General features: G+C 26.4%; 24 protein-coding genes. 1 reads left to right on the top strand and 23 read right to left on the bottom strand.

The features are described from left to right. Positions 1 to 8: 8 nt before the first annotated feature. The 15 genes from spoIIIAB to dapF form a co-directional block, all read right to left on the bottom strand. Positions 9 to 527 carry a stage III sporulation protein SpoIIIAB gene (gene spoIIIAB, locus ACWPW7_RS12930; RefSeq protein ID WP_454053834.1) on the bottom strand — a complete coding sequence of 173 codons (519 nt, stop codon included), beginning with the start codon at positions 525 to 527 and terminating at the stop codon, positions 9 to 11. Beyond that, positions 521 to 1444 (bottom strand): stage III sporulation protein AA, encoded by a 924-nt coding sequence (spoIIIAA, locus tag ACWPW7_RS12925; protein WP_454053833.1) that lies wholly within the window; start codon positions 1442 to 1444, stop codon positions 521 to 523. The genes spoIIIAB and spoIIIAA overlap by 7 nt, the downstream gene beginning before the upstream one ends. 268 nt (positions 1445 to 1712) lie before the next feature. Continuing rightward, complete coding sequence (efp, locus tag ACWPW7_RS12920; RefSeq protein WP_039632650.1) at positions 1713 to 2270, bottom strand: elongation factor P; 558 nt, start codon at positions 2268 to 2270, stop codon at positions 1713 to 1715. A 320-nt stretch (positions 2271 to 2590) separates the two neighbouring features. Beyond that, positions 2591 to 3025 (bottom strand): type II 3-dehydroquinate dehydratase, encoded by a 435-nt coding sequence (gene aroQ / locus ACWPW7_RS12915; RefSeq protein ID WP_454053832.1) that lies wholly within the window; start codon positions 3023 to 3025, stop codon positions 2591 to 2593. 241 nt (positions 3026 to 3266) lie between these two features. Continuing rightward, entirely contained in the window at positions 3267 to 3782 is a 516-nt protein-coding gene (locus ACWPW7_RS12910; RefSeq protein ID WP_454053831.1) for a shikimate kinase, read from the bottom strand. Positions 3783 to 3803: 21 nt separating this feature from the next. Continuing rightward, positions 3804 to 4187 (bottom strand): hypothetical protein, encoded by a 384-nt coding sequence (locus ACWPW7_RS12905; protein ID WP_291562056.1) that lies wholly within the window; start codon positions 4185 to 4187, stop codon positions 3804 to 3806. Beyond that, positions 4184 to 4618: a hypothetical protein gene (locus ACWPW7_RS12900; protein ID WP_454053830.1), complete on the bottom strand. Its 435-nt coding sequence runs from the start codon at positions 4616 to 4618 to the stop codon at positions 4184 to 4186. The genes ACWPW7_RS12905 and ACWPW7_RS12900 overlap by 4 nt, the downstream gene beginning before the upstream one ends. A 4-nt stretch (positions 4619 to 4622) precedes the next feature. Then, complete coding sequence (locus tag ACWPW7_RS12895; protein WP_454053829.1) at positions 4623 to 5345, bottom strand: hypothetical protein; 723 nt, start codon at positions 5343 to 5345, stop codon at positions 4623 to 4625. Beyond that, on the bottom strand, positions 5342 to 5752 hold the full coding sequence (locus ACWPW7_RS12890; protein WP_454053828.1) for a hypothetical protein: 411 nt from the start codon (positions 5750 to 5752) through the stop codon (positions 5342 to 5344). Before ACWPW7_RS12890 ends, ACWPW7_RS12895 begins: the two co-directional genes overlap by 4 nt. Beyond that, a complete protein-coding gene (locus ACWPW7_RS12885; protein WP_454053827.1) occupies positions 5731 to 6213 on the bottom strand; it encodes a type IV pilus modification PilV family protein in 483 nt (160 codons plus the stop codon). Before ACWPW7_RS12885 ends, ACWPW7_RS12890 begins: the two co-directional genes overlap by 22 nt. Continuing rightward, positions 6182 to 6610: a prepilin-type N-terminal cleavage/methylation domain-containing protein gene (locus ACWPW7_RS12880; RefSeq protein ID WP_454053826.1), complete on the bottom strand. Its 429-nt coding sequence runs from the start codon at positions 6608 to 6610 to the stop codon at positions 6182 to 6184. Before ACWPW7_RS12880 ends, ACWPW7_RS12885 begins: the two co-directional genes overlap by 32 nt. After that, the gene (locus ACWPW7_RS12875) at positions 6591 to 7022 is read right to left on the bottom strand and encodes a hypothetical protein (RefSeq protein WP_291562040.1); all 432 of its coding nucleotides are present in this window, start codon (positions 7020 to 7022) and stop codon (positions 6591 to 6593) included. Before ACWPW7_RS12875 ends, ACWPW7_RS12880 begins: the two co-directional genes overlap by 20 nt. Before the next feature lie 13 nt (positions 7023 to 7035). Further along, positions 7036 to 8229: a type II secretion system F family protein gene (locus ACWPW7_RS12870; RefSeq protein ID WP_454053825.1), complete on the bottom strand. Its 1194-nt coding sequence runs from the start codon at positions 8227 to 8229 to the stop codon at positions 7036 to 7038. 18 nt (positions 8230 to 8247) lie between these two features. Then, positions 8248 to 9726, bottom strand: coding sequence for a GspE/PulE family protein (locus tag ACWPW7_RS12865; protein ID WP_454053824.1), 1479 nt, complete (start codon positions 9724 to 9726; stop codon positions 8248 to 8250). Positions 9727 to 9880: 154 nt separating this feature from the next. Beyond that, the gene (dapF, locus tag ACWPW7_RS12860; protein WP_454055506.1) at positions 9881 to 10678 is read right to left on the bottom strand and encodes a diaminopimelate epimerase; all 798 of its coding nucleotides are present in this window, start codon (positions 10676 to 10678) and stop codon (positions 9881 to 9883) included. A gap of 212 nt (positions 10679 to 10890) precedes the next feature. Between dapF and ACWPW7_RS12855 the strand changes: the two genes are divergently transcribed. Beyond that, positions 10891 to 12639 (top strand): Rqc2 family fibronectin-binding protein, encoded by a 1749-nt coding sequence (locus tag ACWPW7_RS12855; protein ID WP_454053823.1) that lies wholly within the window; start codon positions 10891 to 10893, stop codon positions 12637 to 12639. A gap of 149 nt (positions 12640 to 12788) precedes the next feature. Here the strand turns inward: ACWPW7_RS12855 and ACWPW7_RS12850 are convergent, their stop codons facing one another. The 8 genes from ACWPW7_RS12850 to ACWPW7_RS12815 form a co-directional block, all read right to left on the bottom strand. Continuing rightward, a complete protein-coding gene (locus tag ACWPW7_RS12850; RefSeq protein WP_291562029.1) occupies positions 12789 to 13901 on the bottom strand; it encodes a THUMP domain-containing class I SAM-dependent RNA methyltransferase in 1113 nt (370 codons plus the stop codon). An 11-nt stretch (positions 13902 to 13912) separates the two neighbouring features. Next, positions 13913 to 14449, bottom strand: coding sequence for a bifunctional pyr operon transcriptional regulator/uracil phosphoribosyltransferase PyrR (gene pyrR, locus ACWPW7_RS12845; protein ID WP_291562027.1), 537 nt, complete (start codon positions 14447 to 14449; stop codon positions 13913 to 13915). A gap of 12 nt (positions 14450 to 14461) precedes the next feature. After that, positions 14462 to 15382 carry an RluA family pseudouridine synthase gene (locus ACWPW7_RS12840; RefSeq protein ID WP_454053822.1) on the bottom strand — a complete coding sequence of 307 codons (921 nt, stop codon included), beginning with the start codon at positions 15380 to 15382 and terminating at the stop codon, positions 14462 to 14464. Beyond that, a complete protein-coding gene (gene lspA / locus ACWPW7_RS12835; RefSeq protein ID WP_454053821.1) occupies positions 15382 to 15834 on the bottom strand; it encodes a signal peptidase II in 453 nt (150 codons plus the stop codon). Before lspA ends, ACWPW7_RS12840 begins: the two co-directional genes overlap by 1 nt. Positions 15835 to 15904: 70 nt before the next feature. Next, positions 15905 to 16513: a TraR/DksA C4-type zinc finger protein gene (locus ACWPW7_RS12830; protein WP_454053820.1), complete on the bottom strand. Its 609-nt coding sequence runs from the start codon at positions 16511 to 16513 to the stop codon at positions 15905 to 15907. 73 nt (positions 16514 to 16586) lie between these two features. Next, positions 16587 to 17888: a 3-phosphoshikimate 1-carboxyvinyltransferase gene (aroA, locus tag ACWPW7_RS12825; RefSeq protein ID WP_454053819.1), complete on the bottom strand. Its 1302-nt coding sequence runs from the start codon at positions 17886 to 17888 to the stop codon at positions 16587 to 16589. A 13-nt stretch (positions 17889 to 17901) separates the two neighbouring features. Further along, positions 17902 to 18702: a 3-deoxy-7-phosphoheptulonate synthase gene (aroF, locus tag ACWPW7_RS12820; RefSeq protein ID WP_291562014.1), complete on the bottom strand. Its 801-nt coding sequence runs from the start codon at positions 18700 to 18702 to the stop codon at positions 17902 to 17904. 11 nt (positions 18703 to 18713) lie between these two features. Further along, positions 18714 to 19406, bottom strand: a complete 693-nt coding sequence (locus tag ACWPW7_RS12815; RefSeq protein WP_454053818.1) for a 5'-methylthioadenosine/adenosylhomocysteine nucleosidase — start codon at positions 19404 to 19406, stop codon at positions 18714 to 18716.

Below are 19406 nucleotides of genomic sequence, written 5' to 3'. Positions count from 1 at the left end.
TCATCCCCCTAAATAAGAACTATTACTACCATAGCACCTATAGTAAAACCTAAATATCTATACATTTTTAAATTCTTCTCTAAGGACTGCTCTGCATTTTTTATGGCTTTTTCTAAATTTATAATTGTCAGCTTAAACATTTCTTCCTGACCTTCTAAACTTATTTCCCCTAAAGTCTTAGCCAAACTTAGAAATATCCCTATATCTTCTTTAGTTAACTCTAAACTTTCTTTATTATCCTCAAAGGATTTTATAAAAGCTTCATATACACTATCACACTCATGTTTTCTTAACATATTAGATACACTGTAAAAAACTTTATTTACTGGACTTTTTGTCTTTTCCGCTACAGTTATAAGTCCATCTTGTAGCAATGCATGACTATAACTTATTTCATTTTTTAAATGATATATAGCTCCTTCTAATTCCCTTAAATGTATGACCCTTTTTTTAAGATTTTCACCATGCAAATATCCGATAAGAGAAGCGGATATTAAAATCATAAAAGAACCTACTAATTTTAACATTTGTAATCACCTCTTATTTCTCCTCTCTTTGTAAAGTCATATACGTATTCAATAGTACCTACCCCTTTTCTATTACTTAATACTATTGCTCGTTTAAATACACCATTTTCCATAACTTCTCTAAACACTGGACGCTTATATAAATCTTCCACATCAAATCCATGAATTGTAGTGATTAAATTAACTCCAGAATTTAAAGCTGCAATTATACTTTCCATATCACTTGAGGTTCCTATTTCATCACAAATTATTATCTGTGGAGACATACTTCTAATTGCCATTATTATTCCTTGGCTTTTAGGACAATTATCTAAAATATCTGTTCTATCTCCAATATTCATTTGAGGTATTCCATTATAACAAGCTCCTAATTCACTTCTTTCATCTACAATAGTTATATTTTTCCCTGTAAGCTCTAAACTACTGCTTCCTGTAGATAACACTCTACATATATCTCTAAGGATAGTTGTTTTACCACATTTAGGTGGAGATATAATTATAGTGTTTAAAACATTATTTTCCTCTATCATATAAGGTAATATTTCTTTAGAACAATCTATTACTTCTCTTGCAACCCTTATATTTACAGAAACGATATTCTTTATAGTTTTTATTATGTTATTTTCTGTCACTACCGTTCCACATAATCCAACTCTATGTCCACCTTTTATAGTTATATACCCTTGTTTAATTTCATCCTCAAAAGCATATATAGAATAATTGCTTATTTTTTGAAGAACATATTTCATCTCTTCTAAAGATGTTTTATAATGAAAAGATTTTTCATTATTATTAGAATAAACATATAATGGTCTATTCACTTTTAATCTAATTTCCTGTAGCTTATTTATATCTACAGTACTCTCTAAAAGATCTCTAATACTTTTAGGTAATATATCTAGTATTTCTTTTGCCATTTTTATCACCCTTTCATACTTCATTATTATTTAGATGGTGGACAAATTATTACTAGTATTTATATTTTTTAATGAATCTAAAATAAAATAATCGTTCAAGAATTCTAGGAATATTTTCTATCAAAAAATAATAGAACCAGATAGTGGTACTATCTGGTGTTTTAATATAAGATATAGTATATTAAAATAATGATTAGTTATTTTTAGAATGCAAATATAAAAGAGTCAATTTAGAATATTTCTAAATTGACTCTTTATAATTTTAATATTAAACTCTCTCCATATATTCGCCTGATCTTGTATCTACTCTTATAGTTTCACCTTCATTAACAAATAATGGTACTTGAACAATTGCTCCTGTTTCTACAGTAGCAGGTTTTAAAACATTTGTAGCAGTATTTCCTTTAACTGCTGGTTCTGTATGAGTAATTACTAATTCTACAAAGTTTGGAGCTTCTACTGAGAAAGCTTCTCCTTTATAAAACTTAATTATTGCAAACATGTTTTCTTTTAAGAACTTTATAGCATCTTCAACTTTTTCATAATTTAGTGGAATTTGTTCAAAAGTTTCTTGATCCATGAAGTAATATAATTCTCCATCAGAATATAAATATTGCATTTCTTTTCTTTCTATTACTGCTTCTTGTAATTTAGCAGTTGGGTTAAAAGTTGTTTCAGTAACTCCTCCAGTTAAAACGTTTCTTAATTTTGCTCTAACGAAAGCCGCACCTTTACCTGGTTTTACATGTAAAAATTCTATAACTGTAAAAACTTGTCCACCCTCTTCAAAAGTCGTTCCTTTTCTTAAATCTCCAGCTGAAATCATTAATGTTACCTCCTAATATAAATAGTTAAACATTTGTTAATTATATTTATTATAACCTATTTAAAATAAATTAATACCAATTTATAGCTATATACAAAGCTAGTGAGAGCTGTGTTTCTCAGATAATTTATTGTCCTAAAAATTAAAACAAACTCTCTAAATCTATTTAAATACGTTAAATTTATAACCTGTATATATAAAAAATACGGTATTTTTTAAATTACATGCATATGAAATAGTTTTTTCTAAATAGACCTCTAAATCATTAATTTTAATAAATCTATAATCCTTAGGGCAAAAAAATAAACTTAATTTTAAGTTTATTTTTGCAAGGTGTTAATTATCGCTTCTATAGCCATAATATATCCATAATGTCCAAATCCACTTATGACACCATAACACCCTTCGCTTATAACACTATTTCTTCTATACTCTTCCCTTTTGTAAATATTGCTAAGATGAACCTCAATAGTAATAATATTATAGGCTCTTATGGCATCTAGAATAGCAATACTATAATGAGAATATGCTCCAGGATTTATAACTACTCCATCATATACATCTATAGCACTATGTAATTTAGAAATAATATCACCCTCATAATTGCTTTGATAAAAATCAATATTTATGTTGGCATCTTTAAATCTATTTTCAATTCCTTCATTAATTTGTTGTAATGTTAAGTCTCCATAAATGCTCTTTTCTCTATTGCCTAACAAATTAAGATTGGGACCATTTACAACTAAAATATTCATATTTTGAACCACCTTATCATAGTCGCTAATAATAATATTTTACCAAAACTCAATACTATTTGCAATTGTAATTGAGAAAATTGTTAATATAATTTATTAATACATGTGAAATAAAATACATTATAGTTTTCCTAGTTAAAAGTTTAATTTATATAGTATTCCAACTTTTATAATAAAGTTTCTTCTGTGGAAATTAAAAATGAAAAATATAACTAAACTATTTTTAAACATGCTTAAATCTCTAAAATTTTCTTATATTATTTATTATTAAATCCATATTTTCTTCTTCATTCTCCGATAGCTCTATAGTCATATGTGCTTTACTATATATTTCTATTCTTTCGTTATACATATTTTTAAACTTCTTATCATAATCGCATTTTAAAAGGGGCCTATCCACAGTATTTTTTCCTCTCTTTATAAGAAGTTCTAGGTCTACCTTTAAAAATATAACTATCCCTATATCTTTTAAAGTTTTCATGTTGTCATTGAAAATTGGAAAACCACCACCTGTGCTTATTAAAGTTCTCTTAGTTTTTTTTAAATCATTTAATAGATTTTTTTCACACTGTCTAAAATACTGCTCTCCCTTTAAAAGAAAAATATTATTTATGGTATTATTTTCTCGTTCTTCTATCAACTTATCTGTATCAATAAAATTGTAGCAAAGCTTCTTACTGACTTCATATCCTAAAGTAGTTTTTCCACTAAGACTCATACCAATAAAAATTATATTTTTATTTAATTCCTTTATCATTATATGCTCCTAAAATAATAATTATTTATTCTTAATAAAGGTAATATCAAAAGTAATTTTTTCATTAGGAATAATAAGTATATTATTAAGGGATTCTACAGATTGAAATCCTTTTAAATAATTAACAATGGGTACAAACTCTTTGTAGCTACCATTAAAGCTCACTTTATAACTACATAGTTCACCATCCATGCTCATTTCAACAATATTTAAACTCTCATAAGATAATATTGTTTCTAAAGCATCTACAAATCCATAATTCTTTTTATCATCTTTTGATTTATAATCTCCAATTACCTCTTTGGTTATATTACTATAAAAATTATATAAATACAAATTAGTAATTACTATTACAGCTGTTACTGTTATTAATATATTAAGTTTTAACAATTTAAATCTCTTCATAATACTACCTTGAAATATTTCTTCTCCTTTTCATAAATTATAGGAGATAAATATTTAATACTATATTTACTTTCAATTATTTTTACTGCGTTTATATAATGTTTTTTATCCTCAATAAATATTTCTAGTTCAATAGAATCTTCATTGATATTAATAAATTTAATATGGAAGCTATCTAAATTTAAATTTTTAGTCAAATCATTAAATTTTTCAATAGCTACTATTTCTCTTTTAATTTCTTTCTCTATAAGGCTTTTATTTTCTTTTTTATACATTTCATAACTATGTATTTTATCCATATTAATTTTAAGAAAAAATAAATTTAATATTAAAATAACATATAGGATAATACTAACTAATTTTATTATATTGTCTGTTTTCTTCTCTCTTACACTTATGTATCCACTAGATATAAACCTATTTTTTTTCATATATTCACCTAATTATTACATATTGCAATATTCTTTCCATAGTAAGCGGCGATAGTTCTATACTATTATAGATATCCTGTATATATTCACTAAGGTTTATAGAATACATATTATAATCTTTTTTATTTTTCTCTATAAATCTTTTTATAGCTTCATTTACTTCATCATAGGTAAAATTTAATGAATTTATTACTTTATTATAGGTTAATATATTATTTTTCACCTTTAATAAATATATGTAATTTCTATAATTAAATAATAAAATAAAATTTTTATCTTCTATTTCTTTAAAATATAAGTCTTTAACATAGTTTTGTATAAAATTAATTCTTAACCCATTACAGTTGTAAATAGAAGAGTTTTTTAAAAGAGAGTATTTATTTTCATGAAAACAATATAGGATGATATTATAACAAGTTTTCTCCTCTTTGATTATTTCATAAGAAAACATCACATTTTCTCCATATTGTTCTGTTATTTCATTTCTCAATACATAGTATACATATCTTTTACTTACCTTAGGTATACTCATAGTTTTAATGAAAAGCTCTTCTCCCTCAATTACTAACATAATAGTTTTATTTTTTAAACTTATACTTTTAATTTGTTCATTACTATATTCTTTATTAAATTTTATATTATTAAGTATAGTTTTTTTAACTTCTATTGCCTTTGCTTCTTCATTATTACCATAAATGATTAACTTATTATTAAATATAGTTATCACCTCTCTATAATAATAGTTTTTATATATTTAAAAGAATCTTTTCCAGTTTTCTCATCTAAAGCATAATATTCTTCTTTAAACTGTCTTCCTTTATAAGGAATAGTTAAAATAAAACAATTATATTGTTTATCATATTTTACATATGAATTTTGAAAAGTTATATCAACTGATGAGAAATCTTCTATATCATTAGACTTTAAATAAAGTGATAATTTAGTTAATAAAATCTCTCTATATTTTTCATCTATCTTTTCTCTTAATAGGTAATTATTATTATTATTTTCATACTGTAAATTTAGCATTTTTCTCTGAAAAATATAGCTGCTCAAAGCAATGATTATACTTCCTATAATTATAACAGGAATTAACATAACCCCTTTTTTCTTTAATTTCTTATTAAATAACATCCTCTAACTCTCACTCCATTTATGCCTTCTAACTCTAAATATAAAAGTCTATCTACAACTTTTATATGAAATTTTTTTACATTTTTAACTATATAATTTTTATACCCACTATCCTTAGGAAAATTGCTATCATATCCATTAAGCATATATAAATTATTATCTATAAGTTTTATCGCCTTAATTATAGGATCATTTTTCATATATAAAATCACCACATCTTCCATAACTTTCACATCTCTACTTTGATTATGAATTTGATTTTCTATAAAGTATAATGCTTCTTCCAAATCAATTTTTTCTCTCATTTCCTTTATATCTTTATGAAAAAATTTATTCATACTAACAAATGATGATGTGAGCCCTGAAAGTACAATAGTTATTATAGTTACTGCAACAATTAATTCTAATAAACCATGCCCTCTACTCTTTTTAATAATTCCCTTTGTAAAAAGTGTATTCAATAGGTATTTCACCTTCCTTAAAATATCCCATTAATGTTATTTTTACTAGTTCTTCATTAATCCCAATTTTTAAGCATATGTATTGCTCATCTTTAGGATTATTATATTGAAGAATATCTATGAGATTGCCTTCATAATGATTCTGTAACTTATCTTTAGTAATATATACTTCTTTATCTAAAATACTTATAAGTTCTTCATAGTTAGAATTATATAGAATTATTTTTTCTATTTCATATATCATTTTAACTGTTTCACTTTTTTCTCTATTAACATTAGAGACTTTATTATTCACTATAATAGTTTGAAAAACTGCAGTACATATTAAAAGTAGTAAAGTCATTGAAACAACTAATTCTAATAAGATAAATCCATTTTTATTTTTTGATACTAACATAATTTGTTCCCACCAACATTGTAATTGTATTTATGTCACCACTATTATCTGTAAGTTCTAGTGTAAATGCACTTCCACTATATCCAAACTTATTTATTTTAATAGAATCTTGATTAAAATAAGATATTCTAATATTTTGTGGTAGCTTTAGCTTAGTTATTAATTTAGTTTTACAATAAGAGGAGATTTCATTTCTTTCTCTATCAATATATATAATTACGTCATTATATTCTTTTCTACTATAGCTCCTACTGTAATTAATAAAGCTTACTACTTCATTACTATAGTGTTCAACTGCTATTTGGTTTTCATAGTTCTTAAAAAATTTAAAAGATATCATACCTATGGACAATATTATAGAAATAATTCCTATAACCAATATAAATTCAATTAATAAAAAGCCTTTTTTCATAGAAACTCCTCATTTATACTGCACTTTCTAATAGAGTAAACATCGGTAATAACATAGCTACTATAGCAGATCCTATTAATAGTCCTACTAAAATTATAGCTATTGGCTGAGTTATAGAAACTAATCTATCTAAAAAATCATTTATTTCATCATCTAATATATCTTTCAAGGTTCTAAAGCTTTGATTTAAATTTCCGCTTTCCTCTCCTATTGAAATGATATTAATATAAAAATCAGGAAAGACTCCAGCACTACTTATACTATTGCTCAAGCTATTACCTAATTTTAAAATTTTTAATGAATTATTTAATCTTTCTTTTAAATAGTTATTATCAATACAACTAATTGCTATTTCATAAACTTTTACTAGGTTTATTCCACTTTGTATAAGAAGATACATACTACTACTAAAACTTTCTTGAAATCTTCTTATCGTAATAGTTCTTACAAAAGGTATATTTATAATTAGTTTTGATATAACTTTATTTTTAAATATATAGTTCCTTTTTAATATTAGGGTAATTCCAACAATAAAAAATAAAAGTAATAATATGAGCTTATGTCCTATTAAAAAATTGCTTAATTTTAAATAAAACATTGTAATATTAGGTAAGTTAGCATTACTAACTTCAAATTGGCTTACAAATTGAGGTAATAATCTTGTCATAAAAAATAATTGTACAATTATTCCTAAAATAAGAACTATAGATGGATAAGTTAGGGAAGATAATATTTTCTTTTTAATTTTATATCTGCTTAAATAATAATCATGCATATTATTAAAAACTTCATCTAAATTTCCACTTTCCTGCCCTAATCTGACCATATTTATAAGTAACTTAGGATAAATTTTAGGGTAATTTTTCATTGCATTGTATAAACTATTTCCTCTTTCTATATCCTGCTTTATTTCTTTTAAACTCTTTTTTAAACTTTTATTTGAAGTTTTATAAATTAGTAAATTTAAAACATCTATAAAATTCATTCCAGATTTTAATGATATTGCCATATGTTTGCAAAACATCGCAATATCTTTGTAGGAAACCAGTGTAATAAGATTTATTGGTAAATCTTTCACTTCAAAATATTTAATACAAAATAATCTCTTATTTTTAAGCTTTCTTAAAAAATCTATATTATTTTCTCCAAATTCATATCCTCTAACAGTATTATTATTTATATCTTTAGCAACAAATCTATATTTCATATACAACCTCATTAATACTTAAATAATTACTTGTAAATTAGCTACATATTCTTCATAAGTAGTTATTCCATCTATTACTAAAGCCTTAAGCTTTTCTTGTAAACATTTATTACCTCTGTTAAAACTATACTTTCTAAGTTCACTAACATCATTAAAATTAATTATTAATCTTTTATGTTCCTCTGTAATAACTATCATTTCATACACCATCTGTCTTTCCCTGTATCCTGTATAATTGCATTTTTCACAACCTACACCTTTGAAAAGTTTGTCTTGCTTCTCTAAATTTAAATCTTCCTTTTCCTCCATAGTTGGATTATAGGTACTCTTACAATTACTACATATTTTTCTAACTAACCTTTGAGAAATTACTGCTACTAAAGAATCTACAACTAGATACTTAGGTATCTTCATATCTACTAATCTAATAATAGAACTAGCAGTGTCATTACAATGTAGCGTAGATAAAATTAAATGACCTGTAAGAGAAGATGTTATTGCAATTTGTGCTGTTTCTTCATCAATTATTTCTCCTACCATAATAATATCTGGATCTTGACGAAGTATAGTCCTTAGTGATTTACTAAAAGTTAATCCTGAACTATTATTAATATTTACTTGATTTACTTTCTCAACTTCGTACTCTACAGGATTTTCAACAGTTACTACGTTTTTATTATCCCTATTTATTTCTAATAACATAGAATACAAAGTAGTTGTTTTACCACTACCAGTAGGGCCTGTTAACAATATCATTCCATTATTGGACTTTAATATTTTTTTTAGCATTTTATTATCTTCTTCATTAAATCCCAAACTATTAAGATTATATATTTCATCATTTTTATACAGTATTCTAATTACAAACTTTTCTCCATTTATTGTAGGTAATGAAGCTACTCTTAAATCATAATTAATATGATTTGTAATAAAGCTTATTTTTCCATCCTGTGGTAATAATTTTTGACTTATATCCATATTAGAAATAATTTTTATTCTATAAGTAATATTTTCATATATCGCCATAGGAAATTCTTCTATTTTTATTAAGTCTCCATTGATTCTTATTCTTACTATTACCCTGTTTTTAAAAGGTTCTAGATGTATATCACTAGCTTTTTTATTTATCGCTTCTTTTATTATAGAATCTAATATAACTACTGCTGGAGCATCTTCCTCTTTATCCGTAAGTTTAATAATATTATTTTTTTTAAGCATTTTTAGTGTTTTTTGTGCTTTTTCTTTATCATAATAATAGTTGATTAAATTTAATATACTTTCTATATCTGCTATACTTTGTTTTATGTTTTTAAAAGTAATGAATCTCAATTCTTCTATTATTGATGGATGTAATTCTTTACTAGAAGCTATATAAAGTGTATCTTTCTCTAACTTATAGGGAATCAATTTATACTTTAGTGCAAATTCTTTAGGAAGGATATTAATCAAATCAATATTAATGTTTGTATTTTTTAAATCTAAAAAGCATTCTTCCATGTAAAATCACCTACTTTTTGTCATTTCTTACTTTTAATGTTGTCCCTAAATCTAAATTTTACTCTATGAAATTATGAATTTTTTGTAAATAACTACCTTGTAACAAATTTTATGCAAAAAAAGAAAAGCCAAATTTGGCTTTTCTATAAATATTTTATATTCTACCTGTAAATATAACCTCTGCTAGTCCTGTCATCATAATTCCACTACTAGTTATTTCAATGGTAAGTTCTCCACCAGGTATAGTTACCTTAACTATATTATCTACTAAGTCTAACTTATTACAAGCAACCACTGACGCACAGCTTCCTGTTCCACAAGCTAGAGTAGCACCTGCACCTCTTTCCCAGGTTTTAACTATTATATGATTTCTACTTTTAACTTCACAGAAATTAACATTGGTTCCTTTGGAGAATAAATTAAATTTTTCTATATCCTTTCCTTCTTCCACATCATATTTATTAAGCTCATCTATAATTATGGTGTGAGGGACTCCCATTAACATGGAAGTAATATTATAGTCTTTATTGTTTATATTAATTACCTTATTTATGATTTCCACTTTACTGTTTCCATAATAATCTGAAGGATTAAAAGATGGCAATCCCATATTTATTGTAACTTCACTAACTTTATCATTTACTACAGTAAGTAATGCTTCTTTAATACCATCTCCTGTTTGAATTTTTATCCTCGTACTATTTACATATCCACTTTCATAAACAAATTTAGCAAAACACCTTATTCCATTACCACACATTGAAGCGTAAGAACCATCAGCATTTATTATTATCATCTCTATATCACAAATGTCATTTTTTCTAGCTACTAATATTCCATCTCCACCAATTCCAAAATGTCTATCACAAAACCTTTTAGCCAAAGCTTCTAAATCCGCATACTTATTTTCAAAATCCTCAAAAACTATAAAATCATTTCCTGCTCCCTGCATCTTTGTAAAATTTAAACTCAAACTCACTACCACCTTTTATAAGTTTTTACTAAAGTATTAAAATCAAATCATTTAAAATCTATAAATTTCTTTTTTAATCTATAATATTATTTTATCATAAATTATAGAAAAATATATTATATTTTCAATGTTTAACATTAATGTTATACTATACATAATTGAAAAAATTCCATATAGAAAGGAAGATGTATATGGCATTAGATGGAATTTATCTACACAGCATACTTCACGAACTTAAAGTGGAATTTGTAAATGCAAGAGTAGAAAAAATAAATCAACCAGAAAAAGATGAAATAACCTTAACTTTTAAGAAAGGTAGAAAAGCTCAAAAGCTGCTTATAAGTGCTAGTTCTAATTATCCAAGAATACAAATAACTAATAATTCAAAAGAAAATCCCTTAAAAGCACCTATGTTCTGTATGGTACTTAGGAAATATTTAAATACTGCAGTATTAGTTGATATAAGACAAATTGAAAGTGATAGAATTGTTATTTTAGATTTTGAAAGTACAGATGAGCTAGGCTTTAATAGTATATATAGTCTTATTGTAGAGATAATGGGAAGACACAGTAATATAAGCTTAGTAAGACAAAGAGACAATATTGTAATGGATAGTATTAAACACATTACTCCAGATATCAACACATATAGAGTACTGTATTCAGGAGTAGAATATAAATATCCTCCAGCTTCTACAAAACTAAATGCCTTTGATTTTACAAAAGAGAAGTTTATAGATAAAGTTAAAGAAAGCTATATGGATAAAGATTTTGATAAGAAATTTTTTACTAATATTTTTACTGGTGTAAGTCCTGCCCTTTCCTCTGAGATGATTTATCGCTTGAAAGAAAATAATATTGAATTTACTATAAATAATTTAGAAGAAATATATAAATATATATTAGTATTTTTCAATTATATCGAAACTAATATCTATGCTTTAGGTTCCTATGATATGGGTGGAGTACTTAAAGATTTTCATTGTATAACCTTCAAAGAGCTTTTAGATAATGGTTTTAACTTAAATGAATATGAGTCACCTTCAAGACTTATAGAAGATTTTTATTTTGAGAAAGATAAAGTTGATAGATTAAATGCTAGAAGTTATAATCTACAAAAAATTGTTAACAACAACTTAGATAGAGTTAGCAAAAAAATAAATATATTAAATGAAACTTTAGAAAATTGTAAAGAAAAACAACAGCTTAATTTATATGGAGAGCTTTTAACTGCAAATATTTATGCAATTAAAAAAGGAGATAGATTTATTAATGTATTAAATTATTATAGTGAAGATAATGAATACATTAATATAGAGTTAGATGAGCATAAAACTCCTTCTGAAAATATTCAAAATTATTTTAAAAAATATAATAAATTAAAAAAATCTGAAGAAAATGCAAAAATTCAAATAAAACTTGCATTAGAAGAACAGGAGTATCTTCAATCTGTATTATCACATATACATAATGCAGATAATTACACTGAAATTGAAGATATTAAAAATGAATTAGTGGAAACCGGATATATTGCTTTTAAAAAAGCACATAAGGGTAAAAAAAGTAAAATTTCAAAACCTATGCACTTTATATCTAGTGATAATGTAGATATTTATATAGGAAAAAATAACATGCAAAATGATTATTTAACACTAAAGTTTGCAAATAAAAATGATATATGGCTTCATACTAAAAATATTCCTGGTTCCCATGTGATTATTAAAAATAATGGTAATATAACTGAAAATACTCTTTTAGAAGCTGCAACTTTAGCTGCTCTATACAGCAAAGCTAAAAATTCTTCTAATGTACCTGTAGATTATACAGAAGTAAAAAATGTAAAGAAAATCTCTGGTGCTAAACCAGGTATGGTTATTTACTATACTAACAAAACTTTATATGTAACACCAAAACAATTAAATTTAAAAAGCATAGAATAAATATACCAACTCTAAATTTAATATATAGATAGAAATGATTGGTATCTTTCAGCATAATAATTGAAATACCAAAATGGTAATTATATTCATATATAAGTTAACTTTTAAAGTAACATATAAAAAAGTGGTGATATTTAATCACCACTTTTTTATATGTTGTATTGATAATAATAGCATAATAATCTTCCATTATATAGTTTTCTGTTTTTATCCGCTTTTTTTCCAAAACATTTTTGGAAGTCTTCATAGGAAGTAAGTATGTAACAGGACCAGTCATCTAAGTTATTATATACCTTGGAAAAGTCCATATATAAATCTTTAACTTCATCTTCTTTTAAAAGTCTTTCACCATAAGGCGGATTAGTAATTATTATTCCACGTTTTTTCTTTGAGCTAAAGCTTTGCATAGGAATTTTTTGGAACTTTATATTATCATCTACCCCAGCTTTAATCGCATTATTCATAGCTGTTCTCAATACTCTACCATCTATATCTGAAGCTAAAATTTCAAGTTCGCTATTATTTTCCGCTTTTTTTGCACCTTGCCTAACTTGATCCCAAATTTCTTTATCAAAATTAGGCCAGTTCTCACTTTCAAATTTTCTATTTACGCCTGGTGCAATATTTCTAGCAATCATAGCTGCTTCTATTGCAATAGTTCCTGATCCACAGAAAGGATCTGCTAAAATTCTTGATCCATCATATTTACTTAATAAAACCATTGCAGCAGCTAAAGTTTCCTTAAGTGGTGCTGATCCTGCGTTTTCTCTATATCCTCTTTTATGTAACCCTGCTCCTGAAGTGTCTATTGAAAGTGTAGCTAAATCTTTTAACAGAGCTATTTCTATTTTATAAATTGGTCCATCTTCACTAAACCAATTAGTATTGTACTTTTCTTTCATTTTTTCTACTATTGCCTTTTTAACAATGCTTTGACAGTCTGGCACGCTAAAAAGAGTAGACTTAACTGATTTTCCTATTACATGCATTTTTCCATCTTGAGGTATTAAATCTCCCCAGTTTACCTTTAAAGTCCCTTGAAAAAGTTCTTCAAAGGTTGTTGCCTTAAATTCTGCCATTTTAATAAATACTCTTTCAGCAGTTCTAAGATGAATATTACAAATAGCAATATCCATTTCATCTCCTTCAAAAGTTACTTTCCCATTTTCCACCTTTAAATCTTCATATCCTAATTCTTTAAGCTCTTTAGCAGTTATGGCTTCTAATCCAAAGGTAGTAGTAGCAACAATTGTATACATCATACGTTTTTCTCCTAGCTTTCTAAAATTTTTACTGAATCCTCTCCATCAATTTCCTCAATCATAACAGAGATGATTTCTTTCCTTGAGGTAGGTATATTCTTACCAACATAATCTGCTCTTATTGGTAGTTCTCTATGACCTCTATCTACTAAAACTGCCAATTGAATCATTTCAGGACGTCCTAAATCAATTATAGCATCAATAGCAGCTCTTGCAGTTCTTCCTGTATATAAAACATCATCAACCAATATTATTTTTTTACCTTCAATAGGTACATTTATATTTTTATCATTTAATCTAGGTTCTGGCGAAATTGTTGTTAGATCATCTCTATATAAGGTTACATCTACGCTACCAACTTCTAACCTCTTTCCTTCAAAAACTTCAATTAAATCTGCAAGTCTTTCAGCTATAGGTACTCCTCTACTTTTTATACCCACCAATACTAGATTATCAATTCCTTTATTTTTCTCAATTATTTCATGAGCTATTCTTGTCAAAGTTCTTTTTATTGCTGTCTTATCTAATAATACAGATTTAAATTCCACAATAACCACTCCTTATATATCACTTTTTCTTAAATTTTCAAGTAAATCCTCAAAATATTTTGGTATATTTGAAGTAAATTTCATATATTCATTTGTAGTAGGATGTATAAATCCTAATTCTTTAGCATGTAATACTTGTCCTTGTGATTTAAACTTTTGTTTCTTAAATCCATATACTATATCCCCTACTAATGGGTGACCTATATAAGCCATATGTACTCTAATCTGATGTGTTCTACCTGTTTCTAAATTACACTTCACCAAAGTATAATGATTAAATCTTTCTAAAACCTTATAATGAGTTATGGCTTCCTTGCCATTATTTTTTACCACTGCCATTTTAATTCTTTCCATAGGATGTCTTCCTATTGGAGCATTTATAGTACCACTATCTTCTTTTAACCTACCTTCCACTAAGGCATAATATGTTCTTGTCATACTATGTTCCTTAAGTTGTTCTGCTAGTTTACTATGAGCATTATCATTTTTAGCTATAACTAGAATTCCTGAAGTATCTTTATCAATACGATGTACTATACCTGGCCTTACAACTCCATTAATTCCTGACAAATCATTACAATGATATAATAATGCGTTTACCAAAGTGCCACTATAATTTCCTGGCGCTGGATGTACTACCATATCTTGAGGTTTATTTATTACTATAATATCATTATCTTCATAAAGAATATCAAGAGGTATATCCTCCTTTTCTATCTCTAAAGTCGTAACTTCTGGAACCTCCACAATAACTAAATCATTTAACTTAAGCTTATAATTACTTTTTTTTAGTTTTTCATTAACCTTAACCTTTGCTTCTTCAATTAACCCTTGAACGTAAGAACGAGATTTATCTTCTAGTTTCTCTGAGATAAATACATCTAATCTTTTATTTATATCATCTTCTTTTACTTCTAATTCTTCTATTTTCATTAAACTTCGTTCCTTATTATACAAATTACTAGACCTATTGTACCTAAAGTTACAAATATATCTGCTACATTAAATGTTGGAAAATGGTAAACATCTTTATAATGTACCAAAATAAAATCCACAACATATTTATAAATTACTCTATCATAAAAATTACCTATAGCTCCTGATATTATCATAGCAAAGCTTATTCTTGTTAAAAGAGATTTAGGCTTATATTTAATTAGATAAAATAATATAACTCCTACAACTAAAAAAGTAGTAATTACTAAAAACCATAACTTATTTTGAAGCATTCCAAAAGCTGCTCCTCTATTTTCTAAATACTCAAAGGAAAGTAGATTTTTTATTATCTCTATTCCTTCATTATTTTTTAAGACTTTTAGTGCCCATATTTTAGATAATCTATCTAAAATCATGCCTAAAAATATAATTATAAATTCTAACGCCATAGTTGTTCCCCCTAGAGTAAAATAATATTTCTGATAGCTAGGCTATCAGAAATATTATATAAATTAATTTTTAGTCTGGTAATTGATTTTTATACTGTTCATTACTAATTAGATCCATGTGATCTACATAATAATTGTCATCATCATAATCTTCATCATATACGTTATCCATAGCATTAAATCTAGCAACTGCTTGATAGCTATCTTCTCCGTCGAACTCTACTAAAGATGTATTATCATTAAATCCATATCTAAAAGGAAGTCCTAATACCCGTTCTTCCGAAGGTCTATTGTTAATGTCATCAGGAACAGCATCATTTATACTATTTTGACAATGTACACAGTGTTCAGCATAAGGAATAAATTCTAGCCTTCCTTGTGGTATAGGCTTCTTACATATTTTACAGTTGCCATATTCTCCACTTTCTATGTTTTTAAGTGCATTATCTATTTTATTTAAAATAGTTACTTCATTGTCCTTAAGTGCCGTATCTCTCTGTATATCAAATAGATTTCCTGCTGCATCTGCTCCATGATTATCATAATGTGAAAGCTCAGAAGACATCTCCACATTTGAATTTACCGTTCCATTGCTCTCAATTTGATTTATTATCTGATTTACCTTGTTTTTTTCCTTTAATAACTTATCTCTAAAATAATTAAGCCTAGTTTTGTCCATTTTTATCCACTCCTCAAATAAAAGCTAATAAATTTACTACTCTTAATTATTTTCTCAATATAGCTAAATTTTATTACAATTCATTAATTATATTTATAATATTTTTAAAATACACTAATGAATTAGGAAAAGAAACATTACTACATTGGTAATCACCAATAGTAGTTACTCCTTTATTTCTCATAGAGGCTATTAAAAAGGCTAATGCAATTCTGTGATCCTTATAAGAATTTATATAGGCATCTTTTCTAATATAATCATTTAATCCTAATATTTCAATATTATTATCATTATAATATGCCTCTATTCCTAAACTCTTTAAATTGTTTATTATAGCTTCTACTCTATTACACTCTTTATATTTTAGTTCCTCTATTTCTTTAAATACAGTTTTCCCACTGCTAAAAGCTGCAACTACACTTAACATTGGTATTTCATCTATAATACTGGGTATATCTTCACTTTCTACAATTACTTCATTTAGCTCACTACTATAAACTATAATATCTCCTACAGGTTCTTCATTTATATATCCTTTATTATTTACTGTAATTTTGCCACCCATTTTTTTTAGAATTTCAATATACTTTATCCTTCCTTTATTTAGTAGAACATTTTCAATTTTTATGGAAGAGTTTTCTCCTAATAGGGTTGCTCCAATCAAAAAAGCTGCTGAAGAAGGATCGCCAGGAACAAATATGTCCTTTGAATCCATAGAGGAGTTCTCTATAGCAATAGTGTTTTCCTTTCTCTCAATATGGCCTCCTAGATATTTAAACATATTTTCTGTATGATCTCTAGTAGGTATATTTTCTATAACTTCTGTTCTTCCTTTTGATAAATACCCTCCAATTAAAATACAAGATTTTACTTGCGCCGATGCAACAGGAAGCTCATATTTAATACCTTCTAATCCATTATTTTTCTTAAATTTCAAAGGAAGTTTTTCATCTTTACAACAAATTTTCGCCCCCATTAATCTTAAGGGCTCTACAATTCTTTTCATTGGCCTATTACTCAATGAATTATCTCCAATTAGTGTAGTTTCTATATTACATCCACTCAAAAGTCCACTTAACAATCTTGCAGCAGTTCCAGAATTGTTAACATTTAAAACTTCTACTTTATCATTGAAATTTTTATAGCCAGGAGAAGTTACAGACAGTTTATTTTCATGTAAAACAACGTCAACACCCAATTCTTTCATACATTGGACTGTTGATAAACAATCTTCACTAAAAGGGAAATTATAAATATTATAATTTCCCTTTGGCATGGAACCAATTATTAAGGATCTATGTGCAATAGATTTATCTCCAGGTACATTAATAACTAAATCTTTAAACTTCTTATATCCTTCAACTACTAAATCCATAGAGTTATATCTCCTAAAAAATATTTTTTAATTCATTAACTTTTGAAACTATAGATTTCATTATATCCATAGATACAGTTTGCTTTGAATCAGAAATTGCTCTATCTGGCTCTATATGACTTTCTATCATAACTCCATCAGCTCCACTGGCAATGCTTGCTATAGCCATTCTTTCTACTAGCTCTCTTCTACCTGTTCCATGACTAGGATCTACAACTATCGGTATTCTGCATTTTTCTTTTATTACCGCTACACTATTTAAATCTAAAGTGTTTCTAGTATAGGTTTCAAAGGTTCTAATACCTCTTTCACAAAGCACTACACTTTCATTCCCACTAGACATAATATATTCTGCAGCATTGAGCCACTCAGTTATTGTAGCACTCATGCCTCTTTTTAATAATATAGGTAAATTACACTTGCCTAATTCTTTAAGCAATGTATAATTGTACATATTTCTTGAGCCTACTTGTATCATATCTATATAATCTATACATTTTTCAATATCTCTTGCATCCATTATTTCTGTTACTATAGGCATATTAAACTCTTTTCCAACCTCATGAAGAATTTTTACTCCTTCATATTTAAGTCCTTGAAAATCATAAGGAGAAGTTCGAGGCTTAAAAGCTCCTCCTCTTAAAATATGTACTCCCATATCTTTTAATTCTTTTCCAATTTCTTTCATAGTATTATAATTTTCTACAGAACAAGGACCAGATATTATTACTTTCTCTTTTTCACCAATAGTTATATCTTTTACTTTAACTATTATTTTAGGACCACTATTATTTCCTACTAATAAATTTTCCATAAAATGCTCACCTACATAGCTCTTAGCATGTTCTTTAATATATTGTTGGAGTTTTCTACTGCTATATCTTTAAACTTCTCATAATCCATATGAGCACCATTATTTGCATTATCTGATATAGATCGTATTATTATAAAGGGAATATTATTTAAATATGCAACATGAGCTATACTAGCGCCTTCCATTTCACAAGCTAAAGCTTCGAACTCATTCTTTAACCATCTAATTTTCTCTACATTTGCAATAAACTGATCTCCTGATACTATTCTTCCAACAAAACTTTTATGGTCCTTAAGATCTTCACAAGCATTTTTTGCATATTTTATAAGCTTACTATCACATTTAAAATCAAAAACATCCATTCGTGGAATTTGTCCTATCTTATCTCCAAAAGCTGAAGTATCCATATCATGTTGAACTAAATCGCTAGCAATAACTATATCTCCTGGATATATTTCTTCCCCTATACCTCCAGCTATTCCAACGTTTATAACAGCATTTGCCTTATAATCATCTACTAATATTTGAGTACAAACAGCTGCATTTACCTTGCCTATTCCACTCTTTACAATTACTACTTCTTTACCAAAAATTCTACCTTTATTAAAGCACATATTTGCCTTTTCAATTTTACTTTCAACCTGCATTTCATCTATTAAAATTTGTACCTCTTCTTCCATGGCACCTATTATTCCAATTGTCAT

The sequence above is a fragment of the Clostridium sp. Marseille-Q7071 genome (assembly GCF_965112025.1).
The sequence above is the reverse complement of the archived record's forward strand: the minus strand, read 5'-3'. Positions and strand labels throughout refer to the sequence as shown.

Coding starts and splice junctions, on each gene's coding strand:
- ACWPW7_RS12875 (WP_291562040.1), bottom strand. CDS start 7,022: ATGAAAAAAGGCTTTTTATTAATTGAATTTATATTGGTTATAGGAATT.
- ACWPW7_RS12815 (WP_454053818.1), bottom strand. CDS start 19,406: ATGACAATTGGAATAATAGGTGCCATGGAAGAAGAGGTACAAATTTTA.
- ACWPW7_RS12830 (WP_454053820.1), bottom strand. CDS start 16,513: ATGGACAAAACTAGGCTTAATTATTTTAGAGATAAGTTATTAAAGGAA.
- ACWPW7_RS12905 (WP_291562056.1), bottom strand. CDS start 4,187: ATGAAGAGATTTAAATTGTTAAAACTTAATATATTAATAACAGTAACA.
- ACWPW7_RS12890 (WP_454053828.1), bottom strand. CDS start 5,752: ATGTTATTTAATAAGAAATTAAAGAAAAAAGGGGTTATGTTAATTCCT.
- dapF (WP_454055506.1), bottom strand. CDS start 10,678: ATGCAGGGAGCAGGAAATGATTTTATAGTTTTTGAGGATTTTGAAAAT.
- spoIIIAB (WP_454053834.1), bottom strand. CDS start 527: ATGTTAAAATTAGTAGGTTCTTTTATGATTTTAATATCCGCTTCTCTT.
- ACWPW7_RS12850 (WP_291562029.1), bottom strand. CDS start 13,901: ATGATGTATACAATTGTTGCTACTACTACCTTTGGATTAGAAGCCATA.
- efp (WP_039632650.1), bottom strand. CDS start 2,270: ATGATTTCAGCTGGAGATTTAAGAAAAGGAACGACTTTTGAAGAGGGT.
- aroF (WP_291562014.1), bottom strand. CDS start 18,702: ATGGAAAATTTATTAGTAGGAAATAATAGTGGTCCTAAAATAATAGTT.
- lspA (WP_454053821.1), bottom strand. CDS start 15,834: ATGGCGTTAGAATTTATAATTATATTTTTAGGCATGATTTTAGATAGA.
- ACWPW7_RS12855 (WP_454053823.1), top strand. CDS start 10,891: ATGGCATTAGATGGAATTTATCTACACAGCATACTTCACGAACTTAAA.
- ACWPW7_RS12910 (WP_454053831.1), bottom strand. CDS start 3,782: ATGATAAAGGAATTAAATAAAAATATAATTTTTATTGGTATGAGTCTT.
- spoIIIAA (WP_454053833.1), bottom strand. CDS start 1,444: ATGGCAAAAGAAATACTAGATATATTACCTAAAAGTATTAGAGATCTT.
- ACWPW7_RS12840 (WP_454053822.1), bottom strand. CDS start 15,382: ATGAAAATAGAAGAATTAGAAGTAAAAGAAGATGATATAAATAAAAGA.
- aroA (WP_454053819.1), bottom strand. CDS start 17,888: ATGGATTTAGTAGTTGAAGGATATAAGAAGTTTAAAGATTTAGTTATT.
- ACWPW7_RS12865 (WP_454053824.1), bottom strand. CDS start 9,726: ATGGAAGAATGCTTTTTAGATTTAAAAAATACAAACATTAATATTGAT.
- ACWPW7_RS12880 (WP_454053826.1), bottom strand. CDS start 6,610: ATGTTAGTATCAAAAAATAAAAATGGATTTATCTTATTAGAATTAGTT.
- ACWPW7_RS12900 (WP_454053830.1), bottom strand. CDS start 4,618: ATGAAAAAAAATAGGTTTATATCTAGTGGATACATAAGTGTAAGAGAG.
- ACWPW7_RS12870 (WP_454053825.1), bottom strand. CDS start 8,229: ATGAAATATAGATTTGTTGCTAAAGATATAAATAATAATACTGTTAGA.
- aroQ (WP_454053832.1), bottom strand. CDS start 3,025: ATGAATATTTTAGTTGTAAATGGTCCCAATCTTAATTTGTTAGGCAAT.